Below are 17020 nucleotides of genomic sequence, written 5' to 3' on the forward strand. Positions count from 1 at the left end.
TTAAGATGACAGAACTTGAAAGTTTATTTTACGAGATGATGCCGGTGCATATTGCCCACGCGACGAAAGTTAAGGGCGCAAAAATTCTGGCAGAAAGTACGCAGAAAGAGGCTGAGCGCCAGTCAGAGCTAACGGGGCTGGATCCTGAGCTTATCATTAAAACTGCGATACTGGCGATTTCTATGCAACTCAAGCAGGATACTAACCTTCATTAATGTTTATTAATGTTCACGTGATTGTGTAGTTAGTGGTGTAGTCAATTTAATAAAAAAGGCGCTTCCCCATGCCGAAGAGCGCCTTTTTAATCAACAAGTTAACTGATTAGTATCAGTTCATGCCGTATTTTTTCAGTTTCTTACGCAGAGTACCGCGGTTGATACCCATCATCAGGGCAGCGCGGGTCTGATTACCACGGGTGTATTGCATCACCATGTCCAACAGTGGCTGTTCAACTTCAGCCAATACCAGCTCATACAGGTCATTCACATCCTGACCATTCAGTTGAGCAAAATAGTTCTTCAGTGCCTGTTTAACCGAGTCACGCAGGGGCTTTTGAGTTACCTGGTCCTGAGAGTTAACGGTAGAAACGGTCAGTACGTCAGAATTTACGCGTTGTTCGAACATAGTTCTGTCAGCTCTTTATTTCTATTACGCAAAATTTTCGAAGTATGCCTCCAACGCCTCCAGCTGTTCGCTGGCATCCTCAATGGCGTTGAATGTGCGCCGAAACTGGTCATTTGGAGCATGCTCCTGGAGATACCAGGAGACGTGTTTACGCGCGATTCGGTACCCTTTTGCCTGACCATAGAAGTCATGCAATTCCCGAACGTGCGCACAAAGCAAGCGCTTAACCTCTGCCAGAGGCAGGGGGGACAGCAACTCCCCAGTGTCCAGATAATGCTGGATTTCCCGAAAGATCCAGGGTCTTCCCTGAGCCGCACGGCCTATCATGAGAGCATCAGCCCCCGTGTAGTCGAGTACGGCTCTGGCTTTAAGCGGGTCAGTAATGTCGCCATTCGCGATAATCGGAATGGAAACTTTCTGCTTAACTGCCCGAATACTGTCGTATTCAGCGTCTCCGTTAAACAAACAGGCGCGAGTGCGTCCGTGAATAGTCAGAGCCTGAATGCCACATTCTTCGGCCAGTTGGGCAATCTCTACACAGTTACGGTGTTCCGGTTCCCAACCGGTGCGAATCTTGAGTGTCACTGGAACGTCCACTGCCTTGACGACCGCGGCCAGGATTGACTTCACCTGATCGGGATACTGCAAGAGGGCTGAGCCAGCGAGCTTACGATTCACCTTTTTAGCCGGGCACCCCATATTGATATCAATAATCTGGGCGCCGCTTTCCACGTTAATACGGGCGGCTGCGGCCATCTCTTCCGGCACACTACCGGCGATTTGCACAGTACGAATACCGGGCTCATCAATGTGCACCATCCGTAACCGGGATTTGTCGCTCTCCCACACCTGTGGGTTGGAGGACATCATCTCGGAAACAGTCAGACCTGCTCCCATCTCGTAGCACAGCGTCCTGAATGGTCTGTCAGTGATGCCAGCCATAGGTGCTGCGATCAGGCGATTTCTGAGCTGGTGGTGTCCGATGCGCATGAGTTAAGAAATGACCATACTGTGACTGCAAGGCGGCGTATATTACGCATTTTTTGCGCGAGATGAAAGGCCAAACTTTGACCAATCCTCTGTTACAGATCAATGAATCCAGGAGTAACACAAAGGACATGAATAAATTTTCATATTAATCATTACGTTATTAACAACAGGATAATTTGTGTCCATTTATAAAATCGCAAAACTTCTCGATTTTTCTTAGTCAGGGGGAGTATGAGACGGGATAAAACGCTGTTTTTGTAGCCAAAAAAGGGCATCGTAATGCGATCTGGCTCCCATTTCCTGGCAATATTCGGTGGCTACTGGAAACAAAAATGCGGCCCGTAGGCCGCATATCGTACTTAGTTTTTCTGGCCGGTAATGCGGCACCACTCTTCTTGCTCCACCACTGGGTCGAGAGTGAAGAGCGGGGCGTAGGCTTCACAAACGCTTTCCGCTTGGCTTGCCAGGATTCCGGAAAGGCCCAGCAGACCGCCTGTAACCGGCAGTACGCTGATTAATGGGGACAGTTCGCGTAATGGGCCTGCCAGGATGTTTGCGACCACCACATCGGCTTTCATGGCTTCTGGCTGGTCCTGCGGCAGGTACAACTCCAGACGTTCAGACACGCCATTACGTTGAGCATTATCACGGCTGGCCTGGATCGCTTGCGGATCGATATCAATACCGATAGCTTTGGCAGCGCCCAGTTTCAGCGCGGCGATTGCCAGGATGCCGGAACCGCAACCAAAATCGATAATCGTTTTACCCTGCAGATCGAGGCCGTCGAGCCACTGCAGACACATGGCGGTGGTGGGGTGGGTACCGGTACCGAAGGCCAGCCCCGGATCGAGCATCACGTTGACCGCGTTCTCATCGGGGATATCGCGCCAGCTCGGGCAGATCCACAGACGTTCGCCGAAACGCATCGGGTGGAAGTTATCCATCCATTCGCGTTCCCAGTCTTTATCTTCCAGTTGTTCGATTTTATGCGCAAAGCCGGCGCCGAGCAGCGGATGCTGTTCAAGGATGGCAACTGCTTCGTTCATGTCGCTTTCTGCGTCGAACAGGCCGATAACGTCGGTATCGCCCCACAGGCGGGTTTCACCCGGCAACGGCTCGAATACCGGCGTATCGTGGGTGTCCTGGAAGGTAATAGAGACCGCTCCGGCCTCCATCAGCGCGTCGCTCAACGCTTCCGCGTTAGCGCCGGTGGTGTTCAGTTTTAGTTGGATCCAAGGCATGGCGAAACTCTTATTTATCAGTAGTCATAATAGGGGCTGGTGGCACGGGCAAACCGAAACGGTTACCGACGACAAAAGCCAACAAACTTAGCAGTAGCGAGGGCACGATAGGATGGAAGCCCAGGTACTGAATATTAAACGTGGCGAGTACGGCATACAGCACGCCGCCCACCAACATCGCGCTGAGCGCTCCGGTCGCGTTTGCCCGCTCCCAGTAGAGGCCAAGTACGAGCGGCCACAAAAACACGGCTTCCAGGCCGCCAAAGGCCAGCAGGTTAAGCCAGATAATCATTTCCGGCGGCCGCCAGGCAGCCAGCATCATTAATATGCCGAGCACTAAAGTCGCGATCGTTGAGATCCGCTTGAGCTTCTGCTCGTTGTGTTTTTTTGCCGGTTGGGCGCTGAGCCACAGATCTTTAATGATCGTAGCCGATGCCTGCAGCAAATGGGCGTTAACGTTCGACATAATTGCTGCCATCGGCGCCGCTAAAAACAACCCTGCAGCCCATGGCGGTAGCACCTGGACCATTAACGTCGGGATCACCTGATCGGGAACGGTAAGATCCGGTAAAACGGCGCGGCCGAGGGCGCCCGCCAGATGCATGCCGAACATCAGAATCGCCACCACGATCGTGCCAATAACGATCCCGCGATGCACGGCCTTGCTGTCTTTATAGGAGATACAACGCACGGCGGTATGCGGCAGGCCGATCACCCCGAAACAGACCAGTACCCAGAACGAGGTCATAAAGGTTGGGGTGAGGATATCATCCGCGCCGTGCGGCGACACCAACTGCGGGTCGATGCGCTGCAGCGTGTCTACCGCATGATGCAGGCCGCCTGCGGCGTGCACCACGCCAACCAGCAGGACGATCGTCCCGATCAACATGACCATGCCCTGCATCGTGTCGTTGAGTACGCTGGCGCGGAAGCCGCCGAAGGCGGTATATAGCGCGATAGTGATGCCGAAGATCAACAGTCCAGTTTCATACTTGATGCCAGCAGCGGTTTCCAGCAAGCGCGCGCCGCCGATAAACTGTACGGCGATTGCCCCGACAAAGGCGACCAACAGACTGACGCTGGCAATCCATACCACCGCGCGGCTTTGATAGCGCGCTTGCAGCATGTCGTTAAGGGTGATGGCATTATAGCGACGCGCCAGGATCGCGAATTTCTTGCCGAGGATCCCAAGCGATAGCCAGATCGTCGGCACCTGGATCATCGCCAGTAGTACCCAGCCGAGCCCATACTTGTAGGCGGCACCCGGTCCGCCGATAAACGAGCTGGCGCTAATATAGGTCGCGGTGAGGGTCATGGCTAATACAAAACCGCCCATCGAGCGGCTGCCGAGGAAGTATTCGCTGAGGAAGTTCCCGCTGCTGCGTTTACGCATCGCGTAAATCGACAGGCCGAAGACGACAAACAGGTAAGCAAGCAGGACGATGATAATCTCAAGCTGCATCGTTATCCTCCAGGGAGATATCGCGGAAGATAAAGCGCACCATCGCCCAGCACAACAGGACGAACAGCAGCGGCACCAGCAGGCAGGCCATTTCGAACCAGTGTGGCAGACCGGTAATACCGATACCGACGCCTGGCAGATAGGCTGCAGCCAGCCAGGCGGCAAGATAGAGAAGGGTTAGCCACAGCGCCCAGCGCGCTTCTTTATGGGCCTGAACAAACCTTTTGTCCATTTTTTGTCCCTTGAGGATGAAGAAAGCGGGGATTGTACCGCATGGAAAAGTCGAGGGGAGAGAAAAAGAAAAAAGGCCGGATTATCCGGCCTTTTGCAGCGAGCGCAGGATTATTTTTCCTGCAGTCCGAGTTTTTTCTCCAGATAGTGGATGTTGGTGCCACCATGCTGGAAGTTCTCGTCGCTCATGATACGCATCTGCAGATCAACGTTGGTTTTGATACCGTCGATGATCAGTTCCTGCAGCGCATTCTTCATGCGGGCAATCGCCACGTCACGGCTTTCGCCGAAGCAGATCAGTTTGCCGATCATTGAGTCATAGTACGGCGGTACGGTGTAACCGGCGTAGATATGAGACTCCCAGCGCACGCCGAAACCGCCTGGCGCGTGGAAGCGGGTGATTTTACCCGGGCTCGGCAGGAAGGTGTTCGGGTCTTCGGCGTTGATACGGCATTCCACCGCATGGCCGCGAACCTGGACTTCTTCTTGCTTGATAGACAGCGGCTGACCAGCCGCGATACGCAGCTGTTCTTTGATCAGGTCAACGCCGGTGATCATTTCGGTCACTGGGTGTTCAACCTGAATACGGGTGTTCATTTCAATGAAGTAGAACTCGCCGTTTTCGAACAGGAACTCGAAGGTACCCGCCCCGCGATAGCCGATATCAACACAGGCTTTGGAGCAGCGCTCGCCGATGTAGCGACGCAGTTCCGGGGTAATGCCCGGCGCTGGCGCTTCTTCGACAACTTTCTGGTGACGACGCTGCATGGAGCAGTCGCGTTCAGCCAGATAGATAGCGTTGCCCTGGCCGTCCGCCAGTACCTGGATCTCGATGTGGCGAGGGTTTTCCAGGTATTTCTCCATGTAGACCATGTCGTTGTTGAAAGCGGCTTTCGCTTCCGCTTTGGTCATGGAGATGGATTGCGCCAACTCGGCGTCACTGCGTACGACGCGCATACCGCGACCGCCGCCGCCGCCGGAGGCTTTGATGATGACCGGATAGCCGATGCGTTTGGCATGGGCGCGGTTGGCGTCCATGTCGTCGCCCAGCGGGCCGTCGGAACCTGGAACGGTCGGAACGCCTGCTTTCTTCATCGCGGTGATCGCGGACACTTTATCGCCCATCAGGCGAATAGTGTCCGCTTTCGGGCCGATGAAGATGAAGCCGGAACGCTCAACCTGCTCAGCAAAGTTAGCGTTCTCGGACAGGAAGCCGTAACCCGGGTGAATCGCTACCGCGCCGGTGATTTCCGCCGCGCTGATGATTGCCGGGATATTCAGATAGCTTTTCACGGACGGAGCCGGGCCGATACAGACCGTCTCATCCGCTAATAATACGTGTTTTAAATCGCGATCCGCCGTGGAGTGCACAGCGACAGTCTTGATGCCCAGTTCTTTACAGGCACGCAGGATGCGCAGTGCGATCTCGCCGCGGTTAGCGATAACAATTTTATCCAGCATGTTCGCCTCGTTACTCGATGACAACCAGCGGCTCGTCAAATTCTACAGGTTGGCCGCTTTCGATCAGAATGGCTTTTACCACGCCGGCTTTGTCGGCTTCGATCTGGTTCATCATTTTCATCGCTTCTACGATGCACAGGGTGTCGCCCACGTTAACTTTCTGACCGATTTCCACAAATGCTTTCGCGTCCGGGCTCGGGGTGCGGTAGAAAGTACCGACCATCGGGGAACGTACGATGTGACCACTGATTTCCGCTTTCGCTTCAGCAGCCGGCGCCGCTGTCGGCGCGGCGGCGGCTGGCGCCTGAGGCTGTGCAATTGGTGCGGCATAGGCCTGCTGCATAAGCGGGAAGCTCGCGGCTGGCGCGGCGCGGCTGATGCGTACAGACTCTTCGCCTTCAGAAATTTCCAGTTCGGAGATGCCTGATTCTTCAACCAGCTCGATCAGTTTTTTAATCTTACGAATATCCATGAGTGGGTTCCGTACTCTTTGTTTAGTGTGTTTGTGACAGGCGTTTTACTGCCGTCTGTAAAGCGTATGAATAGCCGTCCGCACCTAATCCGCAAATAACGCCCGAGGCGACATCAGACAGATACGAGTGGTGACGGAATGGCTCGCGCGCATGCACATTGCTCAGGTGGATCTCGATAAACGGGATACTCACGGCAAGCAGCGCGTCGCGGATAGCCACGCTGGTATGCGTAAACGCGGCCGGATTGATCAGGATATAGTCCACAGTGTCTTTAGCCTGATGAATTCGGTCGATGAGCGCGAACTCCGCATTGGATTGCAGGTGGTCGAGCGTCACGTTTAGCGCTTCCGCTTCTGCGGTTAAACGGTTAACAATTTCTGCCAGCGTCAGGGAACCGTACTTCTCTGGCTCGCGGGTGCCGAGCATATTAAGGTTAGGTCCATTCAAAAGCAAAATGCGAAACTTGTCAGCCATCGTGCAGCTATCTCCAGCTAATATCGGGTAAAAAACAAAATATACCTTCAATGCGCGCTTGTCACCTTTTCAGGGCTCGAAAACCCCGTCAGGAAAACCAAAGTCGCACATTATAACGATTTCGTAGCAATTGGCAGCTAAATACTGGTCTTATCAGGGAAGATTATCAACCGCTATCGTAAAAAGAGTCGCGGTTGATAAACGTTCTGCGGGGAACTGCACATATCAGGAGATTAGCGCCACCACTGGCGAAACTTCTTGTAGCGGCAGGCTAACAGGGCCACTGCCAGCCCGGCATAAATCAGCGGTTGCGGCGATAAAATCTTTACCGACCACAGATAATGGATGGGGGCGAGGATCGCCACCAGATAGACGAAGTTGTGCAGTGTTTGCCAGCGTCGACCTAATTTTTGTTGCATATATTGGGTAGATGTCGCCGCCAACGCCAGTAATACCAGCCAGCTGATTACGCCAAGCGTCAGATAGGGGCGGTTGACGATCTCGGAGCCAAGCAGCGCCAAATTGTTAATCCCGAGCTCCAGCAGCGTATAGCTGGTGAGGTGCAGCGTCGCCCAGGCGAAACACCATAACCCCAATAAGCGGCGGGTACGTATCAATAATGGTTGTTTAGCGTAGCGCGCCAGCGGCGTGATAAGCAAGGTGGCGAGTAAAAACTTAAGCGCCATCCGCCCGGTAAAATGCTGAATATCTTTCGCCGGATCGGCGCTGAAATAACCCTGATGTCCGGCCCAAAATAGCCAGAGAAAAGGTAAGAAACCGGCTAAATGCAGTAAAACTTTCAGCCCGTTAATCTGTTTTACGCTCAGACGCACTAGAAGTTCTCCCGTAAATTGAGCCCGCGATACAGCGAGGCGACTTCCTCGGCGTAGCCATTAAACAGCAGAGTCGGCTGGCGTTTCACGTCCAGTACGCCGCCCGAACCAATAAACCGTTCGCTCGCTTGCGACCAGCGCGGGTGATCGACGTGTGGATTCACGTTGGCGTAGAAACCGTACTCATTCGGCGCCGCCAGATTCCACGTCGTCGGCGGCAGATCGCGGGTTAGCTCAATGCTGACGATCGACTTGATACCTTTAAAGCCGTACTTCCACGGTACGGTCAGGCGGATCGGCGCGCCGTTTTGCGGCGGTAGGGCTTTCCCGTAGACGCCGACGGTCAATAACGTGAGTGGGTGCATCGCTTCATCAAGACGTAGGCCTTCGACGTAGGGATAAGCCAGGCCGCCGCCGATGAAGCGATCTTTTTGCCCCGGCATTTGCTCCGGTGCGTAGAGCGTTTTGAATGCGACATAGCGGGCATTGCTGGTGGGTTCGACCAGCGCTAAGAGTTTATGCAGCGGGAAACCGACCCATGGCACCACCATTGACCAGGCTTCCACGCAGCGCATGCGATAAATACGCTCTTCCAGCGGAAAGCGGCGGGTCAGATCATCATGGTCGAGCGTCAGCGGTTTGGCGACTTCGCCACCGATGGTTAGCGTCCACGGGTCGGTGCGCAGACTCCCGGCATTGGCCGCCGGATCGGCTTTATCAAGGCCAAATTCATAGAAATTGTTGTAGCCGGAGACTTTATCTTCCGGGGTGAGCGCGAGCTTACTTTGCCATTCTGCTGGTTTATTGAAAGTGAGCGCCTTACCGGCCGGCGCTGGCGGGCGGTCGTGGCCTTTGAACCAATCGAGCAGGTCGGCGTGAGCTCTGGTTGAAAGCGACATCGCGGTCGCGCCGATGCCGAGCATTTTTAGCACCTGGCGGCGCTGCAGGTTAAAGACCGATTCCGCCGTGACATCGGCTTCCGTCAGTTTTCTGGTTTTCATGGCGTCCTCCGTCATACTTTTTTCTAAGCATGACGGAGGCAGAGCGCGATCGCGAATATGTCACGAAAAATTGCAGATTAGCCGATTTTGACCAGCGTACGGCCCTGGATTTGATTGTTCATGATCTTGTCGGCGAAGGCTGGCGCATCGGCCAGGGTGATTTCGGTTGCGCTTTGCGCGTAGAAGGATTCAGGCAGATCGCGCGCCAGTCGACGCCAGGCGTCGGCGCGTCGCGCAGGCGGGGTCATGACCGAATCGACGCCCTGCAGGCGAACGTTGCGCAGGATAAACGGCATCACGGTCGTCGGCAGAGCGAATCCGCCTGCCAGGCCGCAGGCCGCGACGCAGCCGCCGTAGTTCATCTGCGCCAGCACTTTGGCCAGTACTTTATCGCCAACAGTATCGATGGCACCTGCCCAGACCTGTTTTTCCAACGGACGGGTTTCGGCGAACTCTTCGCGACCCAGAATGCGCTGGGCGCCGAGGTTTTTCAGGTATTGATGGGTGCTTTCACGACCGGAAACCGCCGCGATCTGGTATCCGAGATGATGCAGTAGGGCGATCGCTGTGCTGCCAACGCCGCCGCTGGCGCCGGTAACCACGATTTCGCCATCTTCCGGGCGCACGCCGGCATCTTCCAGCGCCATGACGCACAGCATGGCGGTGAAGCCCGCGGTACCGATCGCCATCGCTTTACGCCCGTCGAGGCCTTCCGGCATGGCGACCAGCCACTCGCCCTTGACGCGGGCGCGTTCAGCCAGACCACCCCAGTGGTTTTCACCCACGCCCCAGCCGGTGAGCAGCACCTGCTGGCCTACATGGAAACGCGGATCTTCACTGGCGTGGACGATACCCGCGAAATCGATACCAGGAATCATCGGAAAGTTACGGATAATTTTTCCTTTACCGGTAATGGCTAACGCATCCTTATAATTGAGACTGGACCAGTGGATATCGACGGTCACATCGCCTGGCGGCAGCAGGTCGGCATCGATAGTTTGTATCGAAGACAGGGTTTTACCATCCTGTTGTTCTAAGATTAAAGCCTGCATATGCGCTTCCTCGCGGTTTGAAGATTGGAAAAATTATTCTGCAGACTATACTCGCTAACGGCATTATTGCGTGGATGTAACGCAATAAATTGCCAGATACGCCAGCTTTGGTAGTATGCGTCGCTTCAGAAAGTTAGTACTTACTTAAGAGTAAGCGCCAAAAGGGGCCCGAATGCTCATCGGGTAGTTATTCACACGCGGAGTTAACACAGGGATGCGATTAACGACGAAATTCTCGGCATTTGTCACGCTGCTTACCAGCTTGACGATCTTCGTCACGCTTATCGGCGCGTCGCTGAGCTTTTACAATGGCATTCAGCTCAAGGTAGAAAACCGCGTGCAGTCGGTGGCGACGATGCTGGATAGCCGTTTGATCACGACCTCTTTCGATAAGCTCGAACCGCAAATGGATGAGCTGCTAACGCCGGTCGAAGTGGTACATATTGATTTCCTGCTCAACGGCAAACCGGTTTATAGCCATACGCGTCTTGAAAGCTACCGTCCGCTGGGCAGCAATAGCCAGTATCGCGAAATGACGGTACCGTCGCTCAAACATCCCGGTATCGATATTCATCTGGTCTATCTGGACCCGATGGTGAACTACTTCCGCTCGCTTCACGTCACCGCGCCACTCTCCTTCGCCATTGGCTTCATGGTGCTAATTATCTTTTTCTCGATTCGCTGGATCCGCGGTCAACTGGCGGGGCAGGAGTTGCTTGAGCTACGCGCGCGGCGAATACTCAGCGGCGAACGCGGCCCGCAAGTGCGCGGGTCGGTGCATGAATGGCCTGCCAGCACCAGTAGCGCGCTGGATATGTTGCTCTCGGAGCTGCAGTTTGCCAGCGACCAGCGCAGCCGTATGGATACCCTGATTCGTTCCTATGCCGCCCAGGACTCCAAAACCGGTCTCAATAACCGCCTGTTCTTTGATAACCAGCTGGCGACGCTGCTCGACGATCAGGAAAAGGTCGGCGCGCACGGCATCGTGATGATGATCCGCCTGCCGGAGTTCGACCTGCTGCGTGACAACTGGGGGCGCGCGGCGGCGGAAGAACATTACTTCACGCTGATTAACCTGCTTTCTACTTTTATTATGCGCTATCCCGGTTCGTTGCTGGCGCGCTACCACCGCAGCGATTTCGCCGTACTGCTGCCGCACCGTACCTTAAAAGAGGCCGATAGCATCGCCGGGCAGTTACTGAAGGCGATGGATGCGCTACCGTCGACGCGGGTCCTCGATAAAGATGACACCATGCACATCGGTATTTGCGCGTTCCGCAGCGGCCAGTCGACCTCCCAGGTCATGGAGCATGCCGAGGCGGCTACCCGCAACGCAGTGCTGCAGGGCAGCAATAGCTGGGCGGTTTATGATGATTCGTTGCCGGAGAAAGGGCGCGGCAATGTGCGCTGGCGGACGTTGATCGAACAAATGCTCAGCCGTGGCGGCCCGCGTTTTTATCAAAAACCGGCGGTTATGCGAGATGGCCGCGTACATCACCGTGAGCTGATGTGCCGCATTTATGACGGTAAAGAAGAGGTGATTGCCGCGGAATATATGCCGATGGTGCAACAGTTCGGCTTAGCGGAAGAGTACGATCGCCTACAGGTTACGCGTTTGCTGCCGTTATTAAGTTATTGGCCGGATCAAACCCTGGCGCTGCAGGTTACTGTGGAGTCGCTGATTCGCCCGCGTTTCCAACGCTGGCTGCGCGATACCATGATGCAGTGCGAAAAATCACAACGTCGGCGGATTATTTTTGAACTTGCAGAGGCGGATGTTTGTCAATATATCGGTCGTTTGCAGCCGGTTATGCGGTTGATTAACGCGCTGGGCATTCGTGTCGCCGTGGTTCAGGCCGGGTTGACGCTGGTCGGCACCAGTTGGATCAAGCAGTTGGATGTCGAAGTGATCAAACTGCATCAAGGGTTATCGCGCAATATTGAAAAACGCAGCGAGAATCAGCTGTTGGTGCAAAGTCTGGTGGAGGCCTGTAAAGGGATGCCGGTGCAGGTTTTCGCGACGGGAGTCCGCAGCCGCAGCGAGTGGCAGGTGCTGTCGCAATGCGGCGTGACCGGCGGCCAGGGCGAATTTTTTGCCGCCTCACAGCCACTTGACACAAATGTGAAAAAATATTCGCAAAGATACTCTGTTTGATCTGCCGTTTAGCGTGATTTCACGTAGAATAACGCGCGCCATAGTAAAGGGGGTGTGCTTGTCTACCCGCCGGAATATCGCAACGTACGCAATAAAAACGCCAGTGACTGACCTTTGACAGGTTACAAATATGAGCACGGAGCGCTGCTGATTTATTCAGCGCCGAAGGGACTTCGTAAATGTTTGTAACAAAGGAAATGAACTGCACTAATTTTCACCGTAGCAGATGATTTTTGCGCCTTGTCGCTGCTGCGTGTGGTTGGTAAAGTAAGCGGATTTTGTTTTCCGCCCCAGCTTTCAGGATTATCCCTTAGTATGTTAAAAAAATTTCGTGGCATGTTTTCCAATGACCTGTCCATTGACCTGGGTACCGCGAATACCCTGATTTATGTAAAAGGACAAGGCATCGTATTGAATGAGCCTTCCGTTGTGGCCATTCGTCAGGATCGTGCCGGTTCGCCGAAAAGCGTTGCCGCTGTCGGTCATGAAGCGAAGCAGATGCTTGGTCGTACGCCGGGCAATATCGCGGCGATTCGCCCGATGAAAGACGGCGTTATTGCCGACTTCTTCGTGACTGAAAAGATGCTGCAGCACTTTATTAAACAGGTGCATAGCAACAGCTTTATGCGTCCAAGCCCGCGCGTGCTGGTGTGCGTACCGGTGGGGGCGACCCAGGTTGAGCGTCGCGCAATCCGTGAATCCGCGCAGGGCGCTGGCGCCCGTGAAGTCTTCCTGATCGAAGAGCCGATGGCGGCTGCGATCGGCGCAGGCTTGCCGGTTTCTGAAGCGACCGGTTCTATGGTTGTCGATATCGGTGGCGGTACCACTGAAGTCGCGGTTATCTCCCTGAACGGCGTCGTTTACTCTTCTTCCGTACGTATCGGCGGCGACCGTTTTGACGAAGCCGTGATCAACTACGTGCGTCGTAACTACGGCTCTCTGATCGGCGAAGCGACGGCTGAGCGTATCAAACACGAAATCGGTTCCGCTTATCCGGGCGATGAAGTGCGTGAAATCGAAGTGCGCGGTCGTAACCTGGCTGAAGGCGTTCCACGCGGCTTCACCCTGAATTCCAACGAAATCCTCGAAGCGCTGCAGGAGCCGCTGACCGGCATCGTTAGCGCCGTGATGGTAGCGCTGGAACAGTGCCCGCCAGAACTGGCATCCGATATTTCCGAGCGCGGTATGGTTCTGACCGGCGGTGGCGCGTTGCTGCGCAACCTTGACCGTCTGTTAATGGAAGAGACAGGGATTCCTGTCGTAGTTGCAGAAGATCCACTGACCTGCGTCGCTCGTGGCGGCGGTAAGGCGCTGGAAATGATCGATATGCACGGCGGCGACTTGTTCAGCGAAGAGTAGTCAGCCTGAAGGTCTGGGGCAGCTTCAGGGCTGCCTTTGGTCTTTACTGACACGAGAATACGCATAGCCTATGAAGCCAATTTTTAGCCGTGGCCCGTCGCTACAGATTCGCCTTATTCTGGCGGTTTTGGTGGCGCTTGGCGTCATTATCGCCGACAGCCGCCTGGGTACGTTCAGCCAGATTCGAACGTACATGGATACTGCCGTCAGTCCTTTCTACTTTATCTCAAACGGCCCCCGGGAACTGCTCGACAGCGTATCGCAATCGCTGGCGACCCGCGACCAGCTCGAACTGGAAAACCGCGCATTGCGTCAGGAACTGCTGCTGAAAAACAGCGATTTGCTGATGCTTGGCCAATACAAACAAGAAAATGCTCGTCTGCGCGAATTACTTGGTTCGCCGCTGCGTCAGGACGAGCAGAAAATGGTCACTCAGGTTATCTCGACGGTTAACGATCCTTACAGCGATCAGGTGGTGATCGACAAAGGCAGTGTGAACGGCGTTTACGAAGGTCAGCCGGTGATCAGCGATAAGGGCGTTGTTGGTCAGGTTGTGGCGGTGGCGAAAATGACCAGCCGCGTGCTGCTCATCTGCGACGCAACGCATGCCTTGCCGATTCAGGTACTGCGTAACGATATCCGCGTGATTGCCGCGGGGAACGGCTGCACTGACGATTTACAGCTTGAGCACCTGCCGGCGAATACCGATATTCGCGTCGGCGATGTGTTGGTGACCTCCGGGCTGGGCGGACGTTTCCCGGAAGGCTATCCGGTTGGGGTCGTCTCCTCGGTACGCCTGGATACTCAGCGCGCATATACGGTGATTCAGGCCCGTCCTACCGCAGGCCTGCAGCGCTTACGCTATCTGCTGCTGCTGTGGGGAGCCGATCGTAACGGCGCGAATCCGATGACGCCGGAAGAAGTTCACCGCGTCGCCAATGAGCGGTTGATGCAAATGATGCCGCAGGTACTGCCTGCGCCTGATGCGATGGGGCCGCAGATGCCGGCGCCGGCGACCGGCCTGACGCCGCCGCCGTCCGCACAACCTCTGCCAGCAGGGGGGCAATAGTGGCAAGTTACCGTAGCCAGGGACGCTGGGTTATCTGGCTCTCGTTTCTTATCGCGCTATTGCTGCAGATTATGCCCTGGCCGGCGGACATTAGCGTCTTCCGGCCAAACTGGGTGTTGTTGATTCTGTTGTACTGGATCCTCGCGTTGCCGCATCGGGTGAACGTCGGCACCGGTTTTGTGATGGGGGCGGTCCTCGATCTCATCAGTGGGTCGACGCTTGGCGTACGTGCGCTATCGTTAAGTATTGTCGCCTATCTGGTCGCTTTAAAATATCAGCTGTTCCGCAATTTGGCGCTCTGGCAACAGGCGCTGGTGGTCATGCTGCTGTCTCTTGCCGTGGATATCATTGTTTTTTGGGCAGAGTTTTTAGTGATCAACGTCTCTTTCCGTCCGGAAGTGTTCTGGAGTAGTGTAGTAAACGGTGTGCTCTGGCCGTGGCTATTCCTGCTAATGCGTAAAGTGCGTCAGCAATTTGCGGTTCAATAAAGGTTGATATGACAACTCTGTATCTGGCTTCAGGTTCCCCGCGTCGGCAGGAACTGTTAACTCAGCTTGGTCTCTCTTTCGAACGTCTGGTTCCTGGTATTGAGGAATTGCGTGGCCCGCAGGAGAGCGCGCAGCATTATGTGTCGCGTCTGGCGCGTGAAAAAGCGCAGGCTGGCGTTGCGTTGGCGCCGCGCGATCTTCCGGTGCTTGGCGCGGATACGATTGTCATTCTGAACGGTGAGGTGCTGGAAAAACCGCGCGATGCCGGACACGCCGCAGAAATGCTTCGCATGCTTTCCGGTAATACCCACCAGGTGATGACCGCGGTGGCGTTGGCGGATAAGCAGCAAACGCTGGATTGCCTGGTGGTGACGGAAGTGACCTTCCGTCTGCTCTCTGAGCAGGATATTGCTACCTACGTAGCCAGCGGCGAACCTTTAGATAAAGCAGGCGCATACGGTATTCAAGGGTTGGGTGGTTGCTTCGTCAGGAAGATAAATGGCAGCTATCACGCCGTAGTCGGCTTACCGCTGGTGGAAACGTATGAGTTGCTGAGTAACTTTAACTCACTGCGTGAAGAAAAGGGATAAAGATGACAGCTGAATTATTAGTTAACGTAACGCCATCCGAGACGCGCGTCGCGTATATCGATGGCGGGATCCTGCAGGAAATCCATATTGAGAGAGAAGCGCGGCGCGGAATCGTAGGCAATATCTACAAAGGTCGTGTCAGTCGTGTGTTGCCTGGAATGCAGGCGGCTTTTGTAGATATTGGTCTGGATAAGGCCGCATTCTTGCATGCTTCCGATATCATGCCGCACACCGAGTGCGTGGCGGGGGAAGAGCAGAAACAGTTTACTGTTCGCGATATTTCCGAACTGGTGCGTCAGGGCCAGGATCTGATGGTACAGGTGGTGAAAGACCCGCTTGGCACCAAAGGCGCGCGTCTGACCACCGACATCACAATACCTTCCCGCTATCTGGTATTTATGCCGGGCGCTTCGCACGTTGGCGTGTCGCAGCGTATCGAAAGTGAAGCCGAGCGCGAGCGTCTGAAAAGCGTGGTGACCGAATATTGTGACGAGCAGGGCGGGTTTATCATCCGCACCGCGGCGGAAGGCGTGCATGAGCAGGAAATGGCGGCGGATGCGGCCTACCTCAAGCGCGTCTGGACCAAAGTCATGGAGCGTAAAAAGCGCAACCAGACCCGCTATCAGCTGTATGGCGAACTGGCCCTGGCCCAGCGCGTACTGCGTGATTTCGCCGATGCCCATCTTGACCGTATTCGCGTAGATTCACGCCTGACCTACGAAGCGCTGCTGGAGTTTACCGCAGAGTACATTCCGGAAATGACCGGTAAGCTGGAGCACTACAGCGGCCGCCAGCCGATTTTCGATCTCTTTGATGTTGAGAACGAAATCCAGCGCGCGCTGGAGCGTAAAGTCGAGCTGAAGTCCGGTGGTTATCTGATCATCGATCAGACCGAAGCGATGACCACCATCGATATCAACACCGGAGCGTTTGTCGGCCATCGCAATCTGGACGACACCATCTTCAACACCAACATCGAGGCCACTCAGGCCATCGCGCGGCAGCTGCGCCTGCGCAATCTGGGCGGCATTATCATCATCGATTTCATCGATATGAATAATGAAGATCACCGCCGCCGGGTGCTGCATTCGTTAGAACAGGCGTTGAGCAAGGACCGGGTAAAAACCAGCATCAACGGTTTCTCCCAACTGGGACTGGTAGAGATGACCCGTAAGCGTACCCGCGAAAGCGTGGAACATGTACTGTGCAACGAGTGTCCGACCTGTCATGGCCGCGGTACGGTAAAGTCGGTCGAAACCGTATGCTATGAGATCATGCGGGAGATCGTCCGCGTACACCATGCCTATGAATCTGACCGTTTCCTGGTCTATGCTTCACCTGCTGTGGCGGAAACGCTAAAGGGGGAAGAGTCCCACGCACTGGCGGAAGTCGAAATCTTTGTCGGCAAGCAGGTCAAAGTACAAATTGAGCCGCTTTATAATCAAGAGCAGTTCGATGTAGTGATGATGTAATCATTCAGTCTGTCGTTCCCGAAAGCCTCGGGAACGCGCGAACAG

General features: G+C 54.9%; 17 protein-coding genes and 1 pseudogene. 7 read left to right on the plus strand and 11 right to left on the minus strand.

Annotated features, from left to right (window positions below; genetic code table 11):
* Positions 1-5: 5 nt before the first annotated feature.
* Positions 6-215 (plus strand): hypothetical protein, encoded by a 210-nt coding sequence (locus tag PYR66_02210; GenBank protein ID WEF28573.1) that lies wholly within the window; start codon positions 6-8, stop codon positions 213-215.
* A 112-nt stretch (positions 216-327) separates the two neighbouring features.
* Here the strand turns inward: PYR66_02210 and fis are convergent, their stop codons facing one another.
* The 11 genes and pseudogenes from fis to PYR66_02265 form a co-directional block, all read right to left on the minus strand.
* The gene (gene fis / locus PYR66_02215; GenBank protein WEF28574.1) at positions 328-624 is read right to left on the minus strand and encodes a DNA-binding transcriptional regulator Fis; all 297 of its coding nucleotides are present in this window, start codon (positions 622-624) and stop codon (positions 328-330) included.
* Positions 606-1614: pseudogene (gene dusB, locus PYR66_02220) on the minus strand (tRNA dihydrouridine synthase DusB). The gene fis and the pseudogene dusB overlap by 19 nt, the downstream one beginning before the upstream one ends.
* Positions 1615-1973: 359 nt before the next feature.
* Positions 1974-2855 carry a 50S ribosomal protein L11 methyltransferase gene (prmA, locus tag PYR66_02225; GenBank protein WEF28575.1) on the minus strand — a complete coding sequence of 294 codons (882 nt, stop codon included), beginning with the start codon at positions 2853-2855 and terminating at the stop codon, positions 1974-1976.
* 10 nt (positions 2856-2865) lie between these two features.
* Positions 2866-4317, minus strand: a complete 1452-nt coding sequence (panF, locus tag PYR66_02230; GenBank protein ID WEF28576.1) for a sodium/pantothenate symporter — start codon at positions 4315-4317, stop codon at positions 2866-2868.
* Complete coding sequence (locus PYR66_02235; GenBank protein ID WEF28577.1) at positions 4307-4549, minus strand: YhdT family protein; 243 nt, start codon at positions 4547-4549, stop codon at positions 4307-4309. The genes panF and PYR66_02235 overlap by 11 nt, the downstream gene beginning before the upstream one ends.
* Before the next feature lie 110 nt (positions 4550-4659).
* Positions 4660-6009, minus strand: coding sequence for an acetyl-CoA carboxylase biotin carboxylase subunit (gene accC, locus PYR66_02240; protein ID WEF28578.1), 1350 nt, complete (start codon positions 6007-6009; stop codon positions 4660-4662).
* Between the two features lie 10 nt (positions 6010-6019).
* On the minus strand, positions 6020-6481 hold the full coding sequence (gene accB, locus PYR66_02245) for an acetyl-CoA carboxylase biotin carboxyl carrier protein (GenBank protein ID WEF28579.1): 462 nt from the start codon (positions 6479-6481) through the stop codon (positions 6020-6022).
* 22 nt (positions 6482-6503) lie between these two features.
* The gene (gene aroQ, locus PYR66_02250; protein WEF28580.1) at positions 6504-6956 is read right to left on the minus strand and encodes a type II 3-dehydroquinate dehydratase; all 453 of its coding nucleotides are present in this window, start codon (positions 6954-6956) and stop codon (positions 6504-6506) included.
* Between the two features lie 233 nt (positions 6957-7189).
* Positions 7190-7789, minus strand: coding sequence for a protein-methionine-sulfoxide reductase heme-binding subunit MsrQ (msrQ, locus tag PYR66_02255; GenBank protein ID WEF28581.1), 600 nt, complete (start codon positions 7787-7789; stop codon positions 7190-7192).
* Positions 7789-8790, minus strand: coding sequence for a protein-methionine-sulfoxide reductase catalytic subunit MsrP (gene msrP / locus PYR66_02260; GenBank protein ID WEF28582.1), 1002 nt, complete (start codon positions 8788-8790; stop codon positions 7789-7791). The genes msrQ and msrP overlap by 1 nt, the downstream gene beginning before the upstream one ends.
* Before the next feature lie 77 nt (positions 8791-8867).
* Complete coding sequence (locus PYR66_02265) at positions 8868-9842, minus strand: oxidoreductase (protein WEF28583.1); 975 nt, start codon at positions 9840-9842, stop codon at positions 8868-8870.
* A gap of 214 nt (positions 9843-10056) precedes the next feature.
* Between PYR66_02265 and csrD the strand changes: the two genes are divergently transcribed.
* The 6 genes from csrD to rng all read left to right on the plus strand — a co-directional run bounded on the left by csrD (position 10057) and on the right by rng (position 16975).
* A complete protein-coding gene (csrD, locus tag PYR66_02270; protein ID WEF28584.1) occupies positions 10057-11997 on the plus strand; it encodes an RNase E specificity factor CsrD in 1941 nt (646 codons plus the stop codon).
* A gap of 315 nt (positions 11998-12312) precedes the next feature.
* The gene (gene mreB / locus PYR66_02275) at positions 12313-13356 is read left to right on the plus strand and encodes a rod shape-determining protein MreB (GenBank protein ID WEF28585.1); all 1044 of its coding nucleotides are present in this window, start codon (positions 12313-12315) and stop codon (positions 13354-13356) included.
* A 70-nt stretch (positions 13357-13426) separates the two neighbouring features.
* Positions 13427-14425, plus strand: coding sequence for a rod shape-determining protein MreC (mreC, locus tag PYR66_02280; protein ID WEF28586.1), 999 nt, complete (start codon positions 13427-13429; stop codon positions 14423-14425).
* Positions 14425-14913 (plus strand): rod shape-determining protein MreD, encoded by a 489-nt coding sequence (gene mreD, locus PYR66_02285; GenBank protein WEF28587.1) that lies wholly within the window; start codon positions 14425-14427, stop codon positions 14911-14913. Before mreC ends, mreD begins: the two co-directional genes overlap by 1 nt.
* Before the next feature lie 8 nt (positions 14914-14921).
* Positions 14922-15503 carry a Maf family protein gene (locus PYR66_02290; GenBank protein ID WEF28588.1) on the plus strand — a complete coding sequence of 194 codons (582 nt, stop codon included), beginning with the start codon at positions 14922-14924 and terminating at the stop codon, positions 15501-15503.
* Between the two features lie 2 nt (positions 15504-15505).
* On the plus strand, positions 15506-16975 hold the full coding sequence (rng, locus tag PYR66_02295; GenBank protein WEF28589.1) for a ribonuclease G: 1470 nt from the start codon (positions 15506-15508) through the stop codon (positions 16973-16975).
* Positions 16976-17020: the final 45 nt, after the last annotated feature.

Origin of the sequence: Klebsiella aerogenes (genome assembly GCA_029027985.1) — a bacterium.
Taxonomy (GTDB): domain Bacteria; phylum Pseudomonadota; class Gammaproteobacteria; order Enterobacterales; family Enterobacteriaceae; genus Klebsiella; species Klebsiella aerogenes_A.